The organism is Planococcus sp. ANT_H30 (genome assembly GCF_008369335.1).
GTDB lineage: Bacteria > Bacillota > Bacilli > Bacillales_A > Planococcaceae > Planococcus > Planococcus kocurii.
Window position 1 is genome coordinate 209723 of sequence record NZ_VOBJ01000003.1, and the last position, 18401, is coordinate 228123.

At 40.1% G+C, this 18401-nt stretch carries 18 protein-coding genes and 1 riboswitch; of the genes, 5 read left to right on the forward strand and 13 right to left on the reverse strand.

Features of this window, described 5'->3' with window-relative positions:
* The first annotated feature begins 41 nt into the window (after positions 1–41).
* Positions 42–620, forward strand: coding sequence for an SCO family protein (locus FQ085_RS09465; protein WP_058386980.1), 579 nt, complete (start codon positions 42–44; stop codon positions 618–620).
* Between the two features lie 3 nt (positions 621–623).
* Entirely contained in the window at positions 624–953 is a 330-nt protein-coding gene (locus tag FQ085_RS09470) for a hypothetical protein (RefSeq protein ID WP_149456448.1), read from the forward strand.
* Between the two features lie 35 nt (positions 954–988).
* Here the strand turns inward: FQ085_RS09470 and FQ085_RS09475 are convergent, their stop codons facing one another.
* Complete coding sequence (locus FQ085_RS09475; RefSeq protein WP_058386560.1) at positions 989–2029, reverse strand: lactonase family protein; 1041 nt, start codon at positions 2027–2029, stop codon at positions 989–991.
* A 152-nt stretch (positions 2030–2181) separates the two neighbouring features.
* Between FQ085_RS09475 and FQ085_RS09480 the strand changes: the two genes are divergently transcribed.
* A complete protein-coding gene (locus tag FQ085_RS09480) occupies positions 2182–2742 on the forward strand; it encodes a shikimate kinase (protein ID WP_058386561.1) in 561 nt (186 codons plus the stop codon).
* A gap of 105 nt (positions 2743–2847) precedes the next feature.
* Here FQ085_RS09480 and FQ085_RS09485 read toward each other — a convergent pair whose 3' ends face one another.
* Together FQ085_RS09485 and FQ085_RS09490 are read right to left on the reverse strand one after the other, a co-directional pair.
* Positions 2848–4167 carry an acetamidase/formamidase family protein gene (locus FQ085_RS09485; RefSeq protein WP_149456449.1) on the reverse strand — a complete coding sequence of 440 codons (1320 nt, stop codon included), beginning with the start codon at positions 4165–4167 and terminating at the stop codon, positions 2848–2850.
* Positions 4168–4299: 132 nt separating this feature from the next.
* Positions 4300–5712, reverse strand: coding sequence for a hypothetical protein (locus FQ085_RS09490; RefSeq protein ID WP_149456450.1), 1413 nt, complete (start codon positions 5710–5712; stop codon positions 4300–4302).
* Positions 5713–6094: 382 nt separating this feature from the next.
* On the opposite strand from FQ085_RS09490, the gene FQ085_RS09495 reads away from it, so the two are divergent.
* Positions 6095–7003: a proline dehydrogenase family protein gene (locus FQ085_RS09495; protein ID WP_058386564.1), complete on the forward strand. Its 909-nt coding sequence runs from the start codon at positions 6095–6097 to the stop codon at positions 7001–7003.
* 75 nt (positions 7004–7078) lie between these two features.
* On the opposite strand, the gene FQ085_RS09500 is transcribed toward FQ085_RS09495, so the two are convergent.
* A complete protein-coding gene (locus FQ085_RS09500) occupies positions 7079–8026 on the reverse strand; it encodes a ring-cleaving dioxygenase (RefSeq protein ID WP_149456451.1) in 948 nt (315 codons plus the stop codon).
* A gap of 86 nt (positions 8027–8112) precedes the next feature.
* Positions 8113–8874, reverse strand: coding sequence for a hypothetical protein (locus FQ085_RS09505; protein ID WP_058386566.1), 762 nt, complete (start codon positions 8872–8874; stop codon positions 8113–8115).
* A gap of 267 nt (positions 8875–9141) precedes the next feature.
* Between FQ085_RS09505 and FQ085_RS09510 the strand changes: the two genes are divergently transcribed.
* On the forward strand, positions 9142–10137 hold the full coding sequence (locus tag FQ085_RS09510) for an alpha/beta hydrolase (RefSeq protein WP_149456452.1): 996 nt from the start codon (positions 9142–9144) through the stop codon (positions 10135–10137).
* A 42-nt stretch (positions 10138–10179) separates the two neighbouring features.
* Here the strand turns inward: FQ085_RS09510 and FQ085_RS09515 are convergent, their stop codons facing one another.
* The 8 genes from FQ085_RS09515 to FQ085_RS09550 all read right to left on the reverse strand — a co-directional run bounded on the left by FQ085_RS09515 (position 10180) and on the right by FQ085_RS09550 (position 18386).
* Positions 10180–11496 (reverse strand): nucleobase:cation symporter-2 family protein, encoded by a 1317-nt coding sequence (locus FQ085_RS09515; protein WP_149456453.1) that lies wholly within the window; start codon positions 11494–11496, stop codon positions 10180–10182.
* Positions 11493–12080, reverse strand: coding sequence for a xanthine phosphoribosyltransferase (locus FQ085_RS09520; protein WP_058386567.1), 588 nt, complete (start codon positions 12078–12080; stop codon positions 11493–11495). Before FQ085_RS09520 ends, FQ085_RS09515 begins: the two co-directional genes overlap by 4 nt.
* 147 nt (positions 12081–12227) lie before the next feature.
* Positions 12228–12329, reverse strand: a riboswitch (purine riboswitch).
* A gap of 197 nt (positions 12330–12526) precedes the next feature.
* Positions 12527–13141, reverse strand: a complete 615-nt coding sequence (locus tag FQ085_RS09525; RefSeq protein ID WP_058386568.1) for a PH domain-containing protein — start codon at positions 13139–13141, stop codon at positions 12527–12529.
* Between the two features lie 222 nt (positions 13142–13363).
* Complete coding sequence (locus FQ085_RS09530) at positions 13364–14665, reverse strand: DUF4139 domain-containing protein (RefSeq protein ID WP_149456454.1); 1302 nt, start codon at positions 14663–14665, stop codon at positions 13364–13366.
* Positions 14666–14694: 29 nt separating this feature from the next.
* Positions 14695–14916 carry a hypothetical protein gene (locus tag FQ085_RS09535; RefSeq protein WP_149456455.1) on the reverse strand — a complete coding sequence of 74 codons (222 nt, stop codon included), beginning with the start codon at positions 14914–14916 and terminating at the stop codon, positions 14695–14697.
* Positions 14917–15050: 134 nt separating this feature from the next.
* Positions 15051–16715: a formate--tetrahydrofolate ligase gene (locus FQ085_RS09540; RefSeq protein ID WP_149456456.1), complete on the reverse strand. Its 1665-nt coding sequence runs from the start codon at positions 16713–16715 to the stop codon at positions 15051–15053.
* Positions 16716–16901: 186 nt separating this feature from the next.
* Positions 16902–17864 (reverse strand): hypothetical protein, encoded by a 963-nt coding sequence (locus tag FQ085_RS09545; protein ID WP_149456457.1) that lies wholly within the window; start codon positions 17862–17864, stop codon positions 16902–16904.
* A gap of 132 nt (positions 17865–17996) precedes the next feature.
* On the reverse strand, positions 17997–18386 hold the full coding sequence (locus FQ085_RS09550; protein ID WP_410477398.1) for a hotdog fold thioesterase: 390 nt from the start codon (positions 18384–18386) through the stop codon (positions 17997–17999).
* Between the last annotated feature and the right edge of the window lie 15 nt (positions 18387–18401).

Below are 18401 nucleotides of genomic sequence, written 5' to 3' on the forward strand. Positions count from 1 at the left end.
GCTTAGGAGGATATCTGTTATTGAAAGAGAGGCTGACATTTTTGAGAAAATATAGAGGACTATTACTAGCAGTTTTCTTCAGCATTTTTCTGGCTGCCTGCAACCAAGGCGTTGAAGATCCACTTGAGTGGGAAATAGAAGATTTTACTTTTACTAATCACAACAACGAAGATTTCGGCTTAGCTGACTTAGAAGGTGACGTCTGGCTTGCTGATTTTGTTTTTACTAACTGCACAACCGTTTGCCTGCCAATGATGGCCAACATGACAGACTTGCAAGAACAGTTAAAAGAAGAAGGATTGGCTGTTGAAACGGTTTCTTTCAGTGTAGACCCTTCGTTTGACAAGCCTGAAGTCTTGAAATCTTATGCAGAAAATTACGGAGCTGATTTAGCTAGTTGGAATCTGCTGACCGGTTATACCTCCCAAGAAATTGATGACTTTGCTATGGATAATTTCCGAACTTTAGCCAGAAAACCTGAAAATGATGATCAAGTTCTTCATGGCACTTCTTTTTACTTAGTCAATAAAGAAGGAATCATTATGAAGGCGTATGATGGGTTGAATCCACCGGTAGAGGATATTTTAGCGGATGCAAAAATTCTATTAACGGAGGAATAATAAATGCAGCAGAAAAAAATATGGATGAGCGTGTTGTTTCTCGCTGCCCTGCTATTGCTACTGCTTTTCTTTATCCCGAGAGAAAACGTGCCAGCGCCAGAAACTCGTGTGATCTTGGAACATTCGTTTAGAACATATATTGCACCTTCTTGCTTTGAAGAGGCGGACGCCACCAACTTTTTAGAAGAAGAAACTCTGGAGAAGGCTCTTGAACTAAATTATCCTCCGCACTCTTCGTGTACAGAAAAAGCATTTGAAGGCAATCGAGACAGTGGTTTTATACGACTTTTGAAAGAACTGGACATTGTCGAAAAAAAATCAAAAGATTGGTAAGAAAAAAAGACGGAGACACTCTCCGTCTTTTTTTCTTATTTGATCACTTTTACACATACAGGCGCTGTCGTTTGGACAATATTCTCAACGATACAAGGCATGCCTGAACAACTCATTTTCAGCGTAGCAAGTGTGTGGGAGTTTTCATTCGCTACTACTAGCCACTCATTTCCTGGAATCAAAGCAAAATGTCTCGGTCCTTCTCCTCCGGACTCTGTCAATCCGAGCGTTTCTAACGTTCCATTTTCCTGGATAGCAAAAGAGGCAATACTATCGTAACCACGGTTTGACGCATAGACAAAACAGCCATCGCTTGAAACTGCAATTTCTGCACTGGTATTTTCTCCCTCATAGCTATCTGGCACTAAAGGCAATAGCTGTAAAAAATCCAGTTTGCCTTCTTGACTGACTTTGTAGACCATCAACGTGGAATTTATTTCGTTTACTGAATAGACAAAAGCTTTTGAGGGATGGAAACTTAAATGACGAGGTCCTGCTCCCGCCTCTGTTTGTACAGCATATTTAAACGTTAAGGCACCGGTTCCGGCATCTAGTTTATAAGTAGAGATTGTGTCGGTGCCCAAGTCCGATACCAAGAACAGATTTTTTCCTGGGATTTGAATAATTGAATGAGGATGAGCGGCGTCTTGCCGATTTTTGTTAGGCCCTCCTCCTTCATGCTTTACAGAAGCTGCCAAATCTCCAATTGCTCCGTCTGCATAAAGCGGATGGACATTAACTGTAGCTCCTGAATAAGTAACGGATAATAGCCATTGACCCGTTTCATCAATTGTCACGTGAGCTGGATGATCACCATTCGAAGATTGGCGATTGATTTCGACTATTTTTTTTGTAGTTGGATGGACCCAGTAACTAACTAGTTGGCCGTCCCCGACTTCACTCGTAGCGACAAAACTTGTACCCGTTGGATGAACAGCAATAAAAGAAGGGCGTTCAATCCCTCCTATACCCATCAGTTCCGTCAATTCGCCGGTCATGCCTTCAAGTTCCCAGAGCTTAATGCCCTGTTCTTTTTCTGATGCATACGAACCTGTCAGCAAATAGGTAGATGTCATGAAATTCCTCCTTGAAGCTAGATGTCATAAAACTCGAAATTGATTTTCTGATTCAAATTAGTTAATTGACAATTCTTATGAATTTTCTATACAGATAAGGTAAAGTAAGCTATGAACCCGACTAAGCTATTAAAAGAGAAAGAAGGTTGCTCATGAGAAATTTCGGTTTATCCATTCGCGAAAAAAGTATTGTCTGCATCGGATTTATGGGAGTGGGAAAAACCACTGTTGGCAAACTATTGGCTCAAAAACTCTATCGTAGCTTTGTTGATATCGATGAGGAAATCGAGAAGTTTTATACAATGCCAATTCCGAAAATATTCGAAATCCATGGCGAACAGGCCTTCCGGGCTAAAGAGAAAGAGTTGATTGTAAAGTATAGCCAGCGCCCTCTCAATATCATTTCCGTTGGTGGCGGTGCCTTTTTGCAAAAGGAGATTCAGGATATTTGTATGGCCAATTGCATCGTTCTATTTCTCGATATTTCCTGGGAATCATGGAAAGAACGTATTCATATTCTCGCTGACAACCGTCCTTTGTTACAGGGACGTTCTCTTGAAGATATCGAAATGCTATTTCTAGAACGGCAACGTATTTACTCATTAAATCATTCTAAATTTCAAGTAGATCATTTTGAGGCAGAAGAAGCCGCTGATTACTTGGCAGATGCTTTGAAGTTATCATGGGAAATTAATGCGCCCCAACCGAAATAATACCAGAAGCCGCCATATAGACTTGGCGGTTTTTCATATGGCAAAAAGCGCCGCTTCGTCAGACCGTCTTATACCTGTCAGAGCTCTACAGGCACTTCCGCTTTTCTAGGAGTACTGTGCTTTTACTGTGTTTAACAACCCTGCTTTTTCTAAATAATGTTCGGGTGCGAGGAACGTGATTGTTACGACTCCTGGGTGTCGACCAATTTCAATTGACCCCGTTATGGTAGCTCGGTTCATGATTTCTGGAACTGTAACGTTAAACAGATTGGCTGCGCGTTGCAGTCCATTTTCTGTAGCATCATTCAAAGTTGGTCCTGTACCGACAAAAGAAACCGGCAGCGACTCTTCTAGCTTGTCAATATTCCATTTTTTTGCAAGCTGTTGAGCCGTCTGTCTTTCTTGTTCTGTAAAAGGTTTAGCCGTATAAGGTAGGTCTTCGACATTCGGCAAGAGAATAGGTCCCGCATTATTTAATCCTTTAACGACATGAACTTCAAGATGAACAATACCGGCAACGTCCGATGTATGTCCAGCAATTTCTCCGTCCCCTTGCATGGCATGCATATCCCCTAGATAAATCCCACCACCTGGTACTTTCACTGGACAAATCAATACGGCTCCAGCCCGAACACGGCTGATGTCCATATGACCATCTGTCCGATGAGTTTCCAATTCTTCCTGTGTACTTGCGTATTCGTGCGGAGCTCCGACAAGAAAAGAACCAAAATCTCCTGCATTATGTGAGTCCGGTGTCGGACGAGAAGGCGTTGTTCCGAGTTGACCTAAAAACGGCCGCATGCGTGCAATGGTTCCAACTAAATCGTGCGGTGCAAAAGTGACAATTGGATTTTGTACAGAGTTCTCAGGCGTTTTCATGTAACCCCGGCCATTTTCCGCAATTGTTTCGGCTGCTTCTTTGGATAGCGTGATTCCTACGTCGCCCTTTTCTCCAAAAAACATCGTATAGCCGTTAGTAAAAACAAATGGTGTCACATCCGCATCGCACTTAGCGCAGCGAATAGCTTCTTGTCCAACACCTCTAATAATAGTATCTGGATACATCGTTCCACAGCCTGGGCATTTTACCGCGATAAAAGGGTCTCCAAGAAAACGACCTTCAACAGGACTGTCATTTCCTGAGGAAGTGGCATGGGATGTTACTTCGACTGATTTAATTTTAATAACGATGCCATCTCCCGGTTCTGCACCTTCGACATAGACAGGCAGCGTCACTTCATGCCCCCCTCGAATACAAGGCGTAATCATCGGCCCCCAACAACCTGGAGCTGTGTGGGCAATAATATGACCTCCATCTTTTATAGGACCCAACATTTCTTTTCCGGGATCTAACACGCCATCAATATACCGGTTAACTAGTAAAGTCTCGACCGCTGTTTTTTTAGCAAGTATTTTTTTATTCATTTCCCTACCCCCAAGTTTTAATATTCAGTTATTTCAAATTATACGCCATGTTCCTCTGCCTTACAATTTTAGGTCTTCTGAATAAAAAATACACATAAAAGTCTTTAGAGACTCCTATGTGTATTGAAAATTTCAGTATAGATAGATAGCTGTTTGGATAAACAATTGGACCATCATGTAAAAAGCAATTGCAAATTTCAAATTAAATTGCAAGCCATTGCGAATTCCACTTAAGCCATTTACGCTACTTAATATAATTACAGGCATAACAAAAGGTGACAAAATGATAGAAATGACACTTCCAGAAGTAACGGCTAATACAACCAATTCAGGTGGGTACGGAAATGGCACAGCCTCCAGAACCCCTGTCACCAAAACGATTACTGGCAACGGCCCCAATCCAATAAAACCTAGCAGGATCACAATGAATGGAATTAAGAACAATATATTTAACAGTGGAATGATCCCTGTTAAAAAATTCATCCCGTTAATAACGTAGTCACCAACATTCGATTGATTTAGCGCATAAATCAATAATCCAGCAGCTACTAAAATGCTAAATTGCTGGGCTTGTTTCGCAATACCTACGGAAAAATAATACCGAATTTCCACAACAAAGTTAGACAATCTCTTTTTACATCCAAAATAAAGGAAAGTCCACACTAAAATGACCAGTGGTATGGTCAGCAAAAATTCCAATCCCGTCGTTTCGTGTACAAAGAAAATCGTTCCAAAAAGAGACACAAATAAAAAGACAAACTCCGCTACGTCTTTATTCCATTTTCCTTGATTGCGTGAATTTCGCATGGCTTTTTCAATTTCTTGTTTCAAAACAAAAGAAAAATCCATCCCGTATTTCTTTTCTTGATAATACGAAAAAATTACTGATAAGACGGTCCCGGCCAAAGCAAAAATAAAGCCGAGCACCATCGATTTCCAAAGAGTTGCTTCTAATGCTTCTACCGCAAAAATGAAACTTGGAATACTGATAACCCACATTGTAGAAAGTCCAAAACCACGTAAAATAGCTGTTCCTTTGAAATTTTCCCATGCCTCTCCTTTATGATCTTTTAAAAAACGATCAATAAAGTGGTACATCATCGGTACGACACCAAATAACAGAAAATGCGAAATCACTTGAGTCATTGCCATTAATCCAAAATAGAACTTCTGGCTCTTATTTAAAAAGTTGTGAGCATAACTCATAATTTCTTCTATGTAAGGCTCTTCCTTCAAAACCCAGCTAATCATTGGCACGATCAGCAACAACCCAATCAAATTTCTCATTTGCTGCAATCCCAAAATTAAATCGTCTAAGAAAGAATCACTCGTGAAAAACAGTACAGCTAAAGCTGCAATCACTAGAAACAATTGCAACTGAATTTTCTTGAGAGGTAATAAGAACGCTGCTGACAATAACATGAATACTCCTAAAACAGAAAGTATTAACGTTAACCAGGCACTTTCATAAAAGTAAGTGATAAAATGCAGCAAGGCATATACTGAACTTGAAATCATAAAACTCACAGCTGCTTTTTGATTCATGATAAATCCTCCTCACTTTTAACAACTACTTTTTCCATTCTACACTTATTTTACAGCTTCACAGTTAAAACCTAGTGCATTGTTAAGCTTGCCTATTCCTTAATGCGCGTCCCTACGGCAGACGGATGTATTCTCTACTCATCATGGGAGCATTGACATGCTAATTTTTTTAATCAACCAACTAAACAAAAGCGTGACTGTCTACAGCATCTATCTACGCTAAGATTTTTTGTTTTCAGTTAATATGTGATATGCTCTGAGGTAATAATGGATTATACAGCAACTTCCTCCGGAAATTAGACTGTATTTCATTGAGCAGGGGATTTCCTGTTCTAAAGCTTGGCTATCGACGAAGTGTTTTAACAGTATAGGAGGAATTAAAGTGGGTGTAACAAAAAATTTCTTTATCGGGTTGTCCAAAAACCAAGCGTTAAATAGTGCCGCTAAAAAATGGGGATTGAAATTAGGCGCAGGAAAAGTCGTCGCTGGGACTGATATCAAGAGCATGATGCAGTCTGTAAAGGAACTGAATGCCAATGGAATTAGTGCCACAATCGATAGCTTAGGTGAATTTGTCCACACAGAAGAAGAAGCCACAAAAGCGAAAGAAGCCATATTAAAAACACTTGAAGCCATACAGATTTATGGCGTTAATGCACATATGTCTGTTAAATTAACACAAATCGGTTTGGACATTGACACGGCCTTTTGCCTAAAAAATATTCAGGAAATTGTAGCAGCTGCAGCTAGTTATGATATTTTTATCAACTTAGATATGGAAGATTATGATCACTTGCAACAAACGCTTGATATTCTCAAAACGCTGCTCCAGGAATACGAAAATGTAGGTACCGTTATTCAAGCCTATCTGTTCCGTTCCGAAAAAGATGTGGAAAACCTGCAAAATGTACGACTTCGGCTCGTAAAAGGTGCTTACAAAGAAAGCGCAGAAGTTTCCTACCAAGAAAAGAAAGAGATTGATGAAAATTATTTAAAACTTATCAAAATCCATCTTCAAGCTCCTGGATATACGTCCATTGCGACTCATGACCACCATATCATTGAACAGGTAAAAGCATTCGTAAAAGAAAAAAATATTTCTCTAGACCGCTTTGAGTTCCAGATGTTATACGGTTTCCGCTCAGAAATGCAAAAAGATTTGGCAAAAGAAGGATTTTCTTTCACCACTTACGTTCCTTTTGGTAAAGACTGGTATGCGTACTATATGAGAAGGTTAGCCGAAAGACCTCAAAACATTAATTTGGCCTTAAAAAGTATGATTTCTAAATAACAACAAGAAGCACCTTCGAATTTTCCGAAGGTGCTTCTTGTTATCTAGCTTCTACTTTTAGGTGCTCACATGTTTTTACTTTTTTGATTTTAGATTTTTTACTCTAATAGGCGGCAGATTACGCTGAATATTTTTTCGATGTGTTTCGTACTGCTCGGGCAGCATTAACGCTTCGCCAAGGGATTCTTGGGGTTCGTCTATCGCAAATCCTGGTGGGTCCGTAGCGATTTCAAACAAAATGTCCCCGTATTCGCGGAAATAGATCGCGTTAAAATACTGTCGATCTTGAACAGGTGTTACGCCCAGCCCATAAGTTTCTATCTGCTCTTTCCAGTCTAGTTGATCTGCATCGTCTTTTGCACGCCAAGCAATGTGGTGGACAGTTCCAACGCCCATTTGTCCTGTACCTACTGGAGATAATTTCACATCAATGATATTACCGAGATCATTTGCTGCACGGAAACGCAATAAATCGTGTTCTTCTCCTATTTTTTCGAGTCCTAAAACGGTTTCTAACAATTCAGCTGTTTTTTCAGCATTAGCTGTATATAAAGTTGCACCTCCAAAACCTTTAATAGCCACATCTTCTGTCACTTCTTGAGTTTCCCAATTATTCAGTTGCCCGGATTGTCTTTCCACCAGTTCTAAATGAAGGCCATGTGGATCATCAAATGCTAAATAACGCTCTTCAAAGCGTGTTGTTTTTGAAAATGGAATCTCGAATTTTTGCAGTCTTTTTTCCCAGAAAGCTAAAGCTCCAGTCGGTACTGCGTAAGTAGTAACGCCGACTTGTCCATCTCCGATTTTCCCTTTGTACGCATTGCCCCATGGAAAAAAGGTGATGATGGTACCTGGTTTGGCGGTTTTATCACCGAAATACAGATGGTACGTATCAGGATCATCAAAATTCACTGTTTTTTTTACTAAACGCAAGCCTAATACACCCGCATAAAAATCCACATTTTCCTGAGGATCTCCCACAATAGCGGTAATGTGATGAATTCCCATTGATTTTTTTGTCATTCCGTAGCACTCCTTTAGTTAGTAACTCTATCTACCCATCTTACCATTTCACTATCTCGAATTAAAGATAGCTAGTGACCTGTCACTTATTCGGTTTCTTTTTCAGTATCTTGCTCCGGCATGTTGTCTTTAAATTCTTTTATTTGTTCTTTCTTTTGCTTTTTGACTTTCTTCAACGCTTCTTTGTCTTCTTGTTTGTCTTCTTCGATTTCTTGTTTCATTTCTTTTTCTTCAGATTTGGTAATATTCGAATTTTCCTGTTCTTCTTCTACTTGATCTTTTAAGTGTTCTTTAACTTCTTCAATTTTCTCTGAATCCTCTTTGTATTGCTCTTCTACTTCTGAAGTAGAAGGCAGAAAAGGTTCGTCATTGTAATCCGTTCTTTTACCATAACGCAGCATTTCATAAATAATCAGACCGTTGTTCGGCATACCATTAGCCGTTTTCATTGGTACGGCATCAAATAATACGTAGTAAAACGCATAAAAGACAAACCGATTCCAAAACGTTGCTTGCTCTTCAAACAAGCCATTCGCTATCATGGCGTTTAATGACACCGCTACTATTACATTGACTAAAATAGGACCTGTATAAAGTGCTATATAGGCAAACTTCCCTTCACGTTTTAGTGAATCGTACGAATACCAACTATACAAATGATAATATTTTCGTACGTCGAACATCCCTATTTTGAAAATTCTTGGTCCTGAACCAATTGTCATCCTCGGGTTTTTCACTCCCAAAATCAAGCTCATCAGCAAATAACCTGATTCTCTCAAAAAGACAACGACGGGCAATATAATAAATGCAGAAATAATTAATGCAATTAAATCAGCTAATCCAAACATTCGCCCACTCCTTTCGGAAGCTTTAAAAGCCTCACCTCTTAATCTACCCGCCTTATGTTGCGTTCTGGCATAAACATGATGACAAATACATTTCATTTTGATGAACTTAATTCTTTGGTCGCTATCTTTTTTCTGTTAGCATAGCTATTATATAGAGAAGTTGGACATAATTGGAATTGACGCATAGGACTTATTTAATCTATACCCAAATAGATAGCTATTCAATATAGGCCATTCAGTGAAAATTCAGTTTAAAGGAGAGCTATCGTGAGAGTAAAAATGGAACGCTTAACGCTAAAAAAATGGATTGTTTCTACTTTATTTATTACTCTTTTATTTGTTATGGTCATTTTTGAAGAAGTCACTGCTCCACCTGATGCTTTAGCGTCCATACAAATTACAGGTTCTGCTGCATTTAGCTCTCCACCTACTATTCATGAAATCACCGAACGAGTCACTCGTGTTAAAAACTTATCCTATAATTCTTCTAAAAATAGCTTGTTGGATATTTATTATCCCGAAAATGCACCTGCATCAATGCCAGTCATTTTATGGATACATGGCGGAGGGTACATTGGTGGCTCTAAAGACAGTCGCCAGGATTATGCCATGGCTCTTGCAGATGCGGGCTACGTCGTGGCGAACATTGATTATGCGCTAGCTCCTGAATCGCTTTATCCCAGGCCTGTAGTGCAAGCAAATCAAGCGCTTGCTTATATGCAACTTCATGCTGCTGAATACGGTGGTGATATGAACCGAGTCTTTATCGGGGGTGACTCAGCAGGGGCTCAGATTGCTAGCCAAGTTGCTGCGCTTATTTCCAATACTGAATTGGCTGAAAAGATGGCCATTCAGCCGGCTATTTCCAATAGCCAGCTTCAAGGAGCCGTGTTGCTATGCGGCTTGTACAACTTAGATACAGTGAGAGCGACCGCTTTTCCAAACATTGATAAGTATTTAGCAGCTTATACAGGTGTGGAGCCTTTTGAATCGTTCTCAAAAATTGATGAACTTTCCACCGTTCAACATGTCAGTTCTAATTTCCCGCCTGTGTTCATTACAGTTGGCGATGCAGATCCTTTTGTATCTCAGTCAACCGAACTCGTTGACGTTTTGCAATCTCATGATATTCCAGTAAACTCTGTCTTTTTCGAAGGCACTCAAAAAAACCTGAAGCATGAATATCAATACGATTTAAGTATGGAAGATGCTCAAGAAACACTGCAAAAAACGATTCAATTTCTTTCTGTTCAGGGTGAATAAAAAATGAGCAAGTCGCGAACTCGCGACTTGCTCATTTTTTATTCACCCTTGGTTTATTGCATTATCTTTCACAGTTGCTGCTGCACGTTGACGATTTTTAGAAGGCAGCATATTGAAAAGAATATTTAAGACAATAGCGGTAACACTGCCGGCAACGATGCCATTGCTAGTCAAAATTTGAACGCTTGAAGGCAGTTGTATGAATAATTCAGGAACTACTGTCACGCCAAGACCAATTCCAACAGAACAGGCTATAATCATAGAATTATCTTGAGAATCCGTAACAACAGTGCTCAACATTTTAATACCTTGTGCAATAACCATACCAAACATCGCAATCATCGCTCCTCCGAGAACTGATGGAGGAATGATCGTTGTCACAGCAGCAATTTTCGGAACAAATCCAAGCGTCACCAACATAATAGCTGCAATGAAGATAATTTTTCGTGATTTAACACCAGACATTTGAATCAGACCGACATTTTGTGAAAAAGCAGTGTACGGGAACGAGTTAAAAATACCACCAAGAACAATGGCTAATCCCTCTGCACGATACCCTTTTGCTAAATCTTTTTCTTTAATGTTCTTTTTTGTAATGTCTCCAAGCGCAAAGTAAACGCCTGTCGATTCGACTAGTGACACCATCGCCACTAAAATCATTGTTAAAATAGCAGGTAATTCAAATGTCGGCATTCCAAAGTAAAAAGGCTCGACCATATGGAAGTACGAGGCATTGGCAATAGGAGAGAAATCCACTTTCCCAAGCAAGGTAGCAGCAATTGTCCCAACGACCAATCCTAAAAGAATCGCGATAGCTTTCATAAAACCGCTAGAGAATCTAAATAGAAAAACGATAAACAACAGCGTTCCAAAAGACAAAGCAATATTGGCTAGTGAACCGAAATCACTGGCACCTTGTCCGCCGCCCATATTGTTGATTGCAACCGGAATTAACGTAATTCCGATTATGGTAACGACCGTACCCGTAACGACTGGTGGGAAGAAACGAACAAGACTTCCAAAAAATCCACTGATCAAAACGACAAATAATCCAGAAACAAGAATAGCACCATAAATAGCGGATATGCCATATTGTCCCCCAATAGCAATCATTGGTCCAACTGCTGTAAACGTACAGCCGAGCACTACCGGAAGTCCGATACCGAAGAAACGGTTGCTGACAATTTGAAGAATCGTCGCTACCCCACAAAGTAAAATATCAATGGCAACCAAATACGTTAGCTGTTCTGGCGTCAGTCCAAGTGCTTCTCCAACGATTAGCGGAACTAATACCGCTCCTGCATACATCGCTAATACATGCTGAAATCCTAAAGCCGTTTCGCCCAGCATCTTCTTCATTGCGTGTTAGCCTCCCCGAAAAATGACACTGTCCCATTCTCCAAAGACTCAATATTCGCCAATGTTTCCACGCGGATGCCACGTTCACGAAGCAATTTGCCTCCGGGCTGGAACCCTTTTTCAATAACGATACCGATGCCTGCAAGTTTAGCACCTGATTGTTCAACGATATCTAATAATCCAAGAGCTGCTTGACCATTAGCAAGAAAATCATCCATTACTAGGACTACATCATCTTGTTGAATAAAATCTTTTGATACAGAAATATCGTTAGTTTCATTTTTAGTGAATGAGTGGACACTAGCTGTGTACATATGATCAACCAATGTTAGCGATTTACGCTTTCTTGCAAATACGGCAGGTACGCCTAAAACTAACCCCGTCATCATCGCAGGTGCAATACCCGAAGACTCCAACGTTAAAATTTTTGTGATGCCATCATTTTTAAAACGCAATGCAAATTCTTCTCCAATTGCTTGCATTAATGGTGGATCAATTTGATGATTTAAAAATGAATCTACTTTTAATACCGATTCCGACAAGACTTTGCCGTCCGATAAGATTTTGTCCTGCAATTTTTTCATAACCGTCAGCTCCCTTTCTGTCACGGCTGAAGGCATGAAAAAAAGCCCTCAGAACGTGCATCCATCCATATCATGAGTGGAGCAATGTCCTTCGAGCTTGAATTCGAAAGGAAACAACAAGAATAGACACCTAAAAAGGCCCAATCCTTCTGTTTCGTTGCTTCTCATAGTCAGTTTATTTAAGGTAAACTGGTAGAAACTTGCGAGCCATATTCTCGCTGTTATATGAGTGAATCGTATTTGAATGGTCTTATTATAGCACGCTACTGTAGCTTTTCAAGCGAGCCTCGATTTAAAAAAGTATTCCTTTTTTTCAGATAAAAGCAGTATCTAGTGTTGATAAATAGTTATCTAGTTCCTAGTAAATCATTTCTGGATTTTTTGGGATACTTCACTTTTATAACTAGAAAAAGATGGCTGTTGAGTTAGCAGCCATCTTTTCTCTATTAATTATTAATATACTTCTCAAACACATCTCCGAAATCTTTCACGTGGTATTGGTTGCGAACGGAAGTCATCCACGTAAAACCAAAATCAGTAAGCTTCGAATATTCGTCTCCTAACGCAACTTCACCCACTCGCGAGTTTTGTAAAATGGTAACGGCCTTGTTCAAGCTGTCATTTGCCATATTGATAATAATTTCGTTTTCGTGTGTGCTTTCAGCAATTCTCAATAACGATTTGTAAAGGTCCGTTAACCGATTTGCCTGTTGTTTTTGAACATCAATTTTAAAAGGCAGCGTTCCTACAGCAAAGGCAAGTTCAATATCCAAGTCGATTTTCCCAGCAGTTTCGAGAACAACATTTGAAATGGTGTGCTGAGAATAAGGGAAACGTCTTAATGTTCGTTTAGACGACATTGCACTTTCACCATCAACGTGAATGATTGCGAGATTTGTAAAGCAATATTCATCCGCCTTGGTCTTAATTAGAAAATAGATTTTCTCTCCGTCTTCGTGCATCACGTAGTCGTCAGAATCCGTTTTATCGAAATCTTGCGGGTCAATTATTTTTCCTATGTCCGATAAGCCAAGTGCTTCTGAAGCCATTTTTTTAAACATTTTACTCGTTCCCCTTTGCCTGTAAAGTAATAGTCGTTCGAGTTGATTTTATCAAAAAAACGAGCAGAGCGACATAATTATCCAGCTCTTCTTTTAGCTGGTTTCTTGAAAAAAAGGTTCTATATCGATCGAACTAAAGGAATAGTTTTACCTCATTGCGTAAGAAATCATCAAACCATAGAGCACAATGGAATCACTGTTTCCATTTACTATCGTTCACATTTATTGAATTTGTTCTTCAGTTCTTCTGTCCACTTTATAAGTGAACTCTACCTCTACTTTTTTACCTGCAGCTAGATGTACACGAAATTCCAGTTTATTGGACTGCTTTAATTCGTAATCATGACTAGACGATTCCATCTGCCAGATCTGTTCGAAAACCTGATGAGTCACTTCGATTCGTACAGATTCCGATTTTTTATTTTGCAACTTGTACACATAAGTCACGTAGTCAAAATGTCCACTTCTGCTGCGTTTTTTCTCCCGGCTTTCACTACTGATATCAAAAGCTTTTCCGATAGCTAACGATACTTTTTGCTGATTCGTTTTGTGGGTCATAGCATCTTCTCCGATGAACTCCATTTCGTCATTACTGTCTTGCTCATATACTTTAACTATTCCTTTAGGTAGCGGAACACCTAGCTTGTTGTCCACGTTATTGTAAAACTCCACACGAACTTCTGCCTGCTGACTACCCGATTCAACTTTATAGACCTTTCGGAAATCTACTCCTTGTATTTTCATCAATCTGATTTGCTTTGTTTGATCCTGTAAAATGGTCACGGGGCGGGCCATACTATACATGTGGTAATCCTCGAAAGTGTGCTCTTCAAAAAAAGACTCCTGTTCCTCTGTAGCTGCAAATAGCCGCGCTTGTGCATGCAACGGGTGTGCCTCTTTGTATCGATTTACGTTTCCTGAAGTCAACTTGAGTCGGCTTTCGAAAAAATCGATCCCACTATCATTAGAAAGTTGAATCCAACTCGTGAGATTTAAATAAGATCCACGGATTTCCGCGACGTAGTTTGCTTGCCATTTTAATCCTTTTGTTAAATAAGAAATCCCCACTTCAGTAGCCGTTTCAACTGCCACGATCTTACATACTAACGTCGGTCTCATCAAAAGCCCCTCCGGCAGCGAAGGTAGGATCAACTGTCCAATCGGATCAATAGTGATTTCTCCGGTATCGAGTTGTTCCACAATAATGTTACCTGACGTGCTCAATAAACGAACTTTTATCGCTTCACCCAATTCTGCATTGTTTACAGTAATAACCTGACCGATATACCAGTCTAAGATTTTTTCTTTGCTAATGAAGTTGGTACTATACGTTTTTTCTAGTACTTGGAGCCCTTCGATCAATACGGAATCTGCTTCAATCTCTGAAGCGACATCCAAAAATTGAATGTCAGTCACTGCTTTGTTTTCTGGAACCATCCGCTTTTCTTTGACCATTCCAAATCCATCGTTATAAACAGTCAAACCTGAAGACGTCACTTGTTGGCGTGTTGATTGAAATTTCATCCAAATCTCCCCTTCCAAATCCAACTTGTCTAGCGGTTAAAATACGCTCTTACATAAGCAACGGTTCCCAATCGACATTGTTCTGTCAGAGGAGATTTTTTCGGATGCACGAGTTCTCCATACAGCAATTCTCCTAAAAATCTCAACTCTTCTTGGTACCACTGGTTTTTTTGGTGATCATAGACATCTATTTTGACATAAATCGCTGTTTCTCGTTCCACAAAATCGGTAACAGTAATTTGGCAGTCCATGTTGGTTCCTCCCGTTTTTTACTCTTCACTTTCCTTGTATTCTACCACCTCTCTCGATGATTGGCTTTTCATTTTTAATGATTGAATTTTTCTCCATCAAAAAAGACTCAGAGCTTTCACTCGAGTCTTTGTTCTTAAAATAAACCAATCGCTTTGCCATTATTTGTTACATCCATCTTCAAAGCAGCAGGTTTTTTTGGTAAACCTGGCATTGTCATAATGTCGCCTGTTAGGCACACTAAAAATCCTGCGCCTAGTTTCGGCATAATTTCTCGTATGGTAATCGTAAAGCCTTCAGGACGACCTAATAATTTAGGTTGATCTGATAATGAGTATTGCGTTTTCGCCATACAAATCGGCAATGAATCCCAGCCGAATTTTTTCAATTCAACTAACTGCTTTTGCGCAACATCAGACAACTGAATGCCTGCTCCTCCGTAAACCTTTTGAACAATCGCACGAAGTTTGTCTTCAAATAGATCTTCTTCTTTATAAAGATAATGAAAGTCTGTTGGACGCTGCAATTCTTGTTTGACTAGCCTGGCTAAAGCAATTCCACCTTGCCCGCCCTTTTCCCATACTTCCGTCAGTGCAATGGCAACGCCTTCGATTTTTGCCCAGTCTAACACGACAGCTAACTCTGATTCGCCATCTCCAGCAAAGCGATTGAGTGCTACGACGGGTTCAATTCCGAATTGACGGATTGTGTCTACATGCTTCGCCAAATTGACCATACCGCGCTTGACGGCATCTGCATTTTCTTCTGACAACAGATCCTTTGTCACACCACCGTGCATTTTAAGCGCACGAACAGTTGCTACAATTACAACCGCATCCGGATGAAATCCACCTTTTCTGGATTTAATGTGCATGAATTTCTCAGCACCTAAATCTGCACCAAACCCTGCTTCTGTCACTACGATGTCCGCTATTCTTCTAGCTGTGTTCGTTGCAATGAGCGAGTTGCAGCCATGTGCAATATTGGCGAATGGTCCGCCATGTATAATAGCGGGCGTCCCTTCAATTGTCTGAACCAAGTTGGGCTTAAAGGCATCTTTCAACAATAAAGTTAACGCTCCTTCAACTTCAAGGTCTCTGACAGTTACCGGCTCTCTATCGTAAGTATACCCAATCACCATTTGTGCGAGTCGCTCTTTCAAATTCTCTAGCGAAGTCGCTAAACACAAAACCGCCATAATTTCTGAGGCTACAGTGATGTCAAAGCCATCTTGACGTGGCACGCCTTGTCCAGGTCCACCAAGACCAATCGTTACTTGGCGTAGCGCGCGGTCATTGATGTCCAATGCTCTCTTCCACGTAATGCGACGCGGATCAATATTGAGGGTATTGCCTTGGTGTAAGTGATTATCAAGAAACGCAGCTAATGAATTATTGGCTGACGTGATGGCATGGATATCTCCCGTAAAATGCAAGTTTATATCTTCCATCGGTAGCACTTGTGCAAAGCCACCACCCGTTGCACCACCTTTTACACCCATGACCGGACCTAAAGATGGTTCACGGAGAGCCACTGCCACTGATTCATCCAATTGTTTAAAAGCATCCGCCAAACCTACCGTTACAGTAGACTTCCCTTCTCCAGCAGGTGTCGGACTAATTGCCGTTACTAGTACGACTTTCCCTAATTTTTCAACAGGTGGCAACTGATCTACATTGATTTTCGCTTTAAAATTCCCGTATAATTCCAAGGCTTCTTTAGAAATGCCCGCTTGTTCGGCAATTTCCAAAATCGGCAGTATAGTCGCTTTGCTCGCAATCGATAAATCAGTAAACGCCATGAATAAAATCCCAACTTTCAATTTTTTTATTTAGTATAACCTGTTTTTCAATAAAACAAAAAATAACCGCTTTTCTATCTTTCAGAAAAGCGGTTGATATGCACCGGTAAACAGAGAAGAATCCTTTAGTCTCTAAGATTTACAGACAGTTAAAATGTTGACTTTTTTTAAAAAGTAAATCTTGCATCAAAATCGCAAATCTCCGATAATGGCCAGTTCCGGAAAGTCTTCCTCCATTATTGCCAATAAACTATTTTCCTCTAGCTGATCATATAGCTCTTCTTCATCAGCTTTTTGGATTGTTTCCAAGCCTTCTGTTAGATCATGAAATTTCAGAATGTATTTTCTCTGATCGTCTTTAGTCAATACATAGACATCAAACGGCTTGTATTTTTTCACTTCACCCACATCTTGATGTTCCACGATTGATGCCGCGTCTAATTTATCGAAATGACTATAAAGAAAAGCTTCAGAACGTTTTTCTTCGGCTGAGATAAAACTCATCTTTGCGTAATGCCGGTTGATAAAGCGTTCCGACAAGCGTTGGTGGAACGAAATGGTTTCCCATTCCACATCGTTGCTGTACTTTTCAATAAAACGTTCCGATAAGACTTGGTGACGTGTAACGAGTAGCCAATCTACTTGATTTGCATGTCGATGAATTAACGGCATCGGCAAGTACTGATAGCGGCTCAGTTCATGCCACGCTAATTTGTTCTGATGCCTCTCCATAAACGCCGGCGACAAGCCCTTGGAATTCGCCAATTGTTGCTTCATGGAGACAAACTTCCAGTAGTCTCCAGCATCAAACGGTTTGCCTTCTTTTTCAACTAGCTTTTGCTGTTTTTTGCTGAGTTGTTCTACATTAATCGGCTGCCATTTCTTTTTAGTCCCATAATTTTCGATAAAACGTTCCGAAAGTTTTTGCGCTTTAATAATATCTTCCCAAAACAAGCGACTTCTATACTTCTGTATGAAACTCTCGGATAATTCTTGATAGCGTGAAATCAGCTGCCAGTTAACTTGATCTAAATTTTCTTTAATAAAGTTCTCTGACAAGGATTCTTCTTGGCAAATTTGACTCCATGGAATCGAGCGTTTATCTTTCAAGTTTTTTGCTTCCATTAGTTCTGCTAAAGAATTAAACATAGTAACCACTCTCTCTTTACAGTTTGTTACTGTCCATACTAACATGCCTTTCCGCGAAAAACTCACAATAGACATAGCAAAACCCTTGCCTCTAGAAATAGAGGCAAGGGTTTTGCTATACGTCCTTATTCACTACTTTTTCATTTTAGCAATTGCTACAGTACATCTCGAAATACAAATCAATTTTTCAACTTCATCAACGATTTTAATATCCCAAACCATAGTTGTGCGTCCTTTATGGAGTGGCGTACCGATGGCGGTTACTATTCCGTCCTGCTTACCGCGCAGATGGTTGGCATTGATTTCTAACCCTACAGCGATTTCCGTTTCCTGATCGATTAAATTCCACGTTCCCATACTCGCAACCGTTTCAGCCAATACTACGGATGCACCTCCATGCAATAGCCCAAAAGGTTGATGAGTCGCTGCATGGACAGGCATCGTCGCTATGACTTTTTCTGGAGTAACCTCGGTTACTTCAATTCCTAATGCACCTAAAATAGTTTCTTTCATTGATTTCATTTGCACGTTAACATT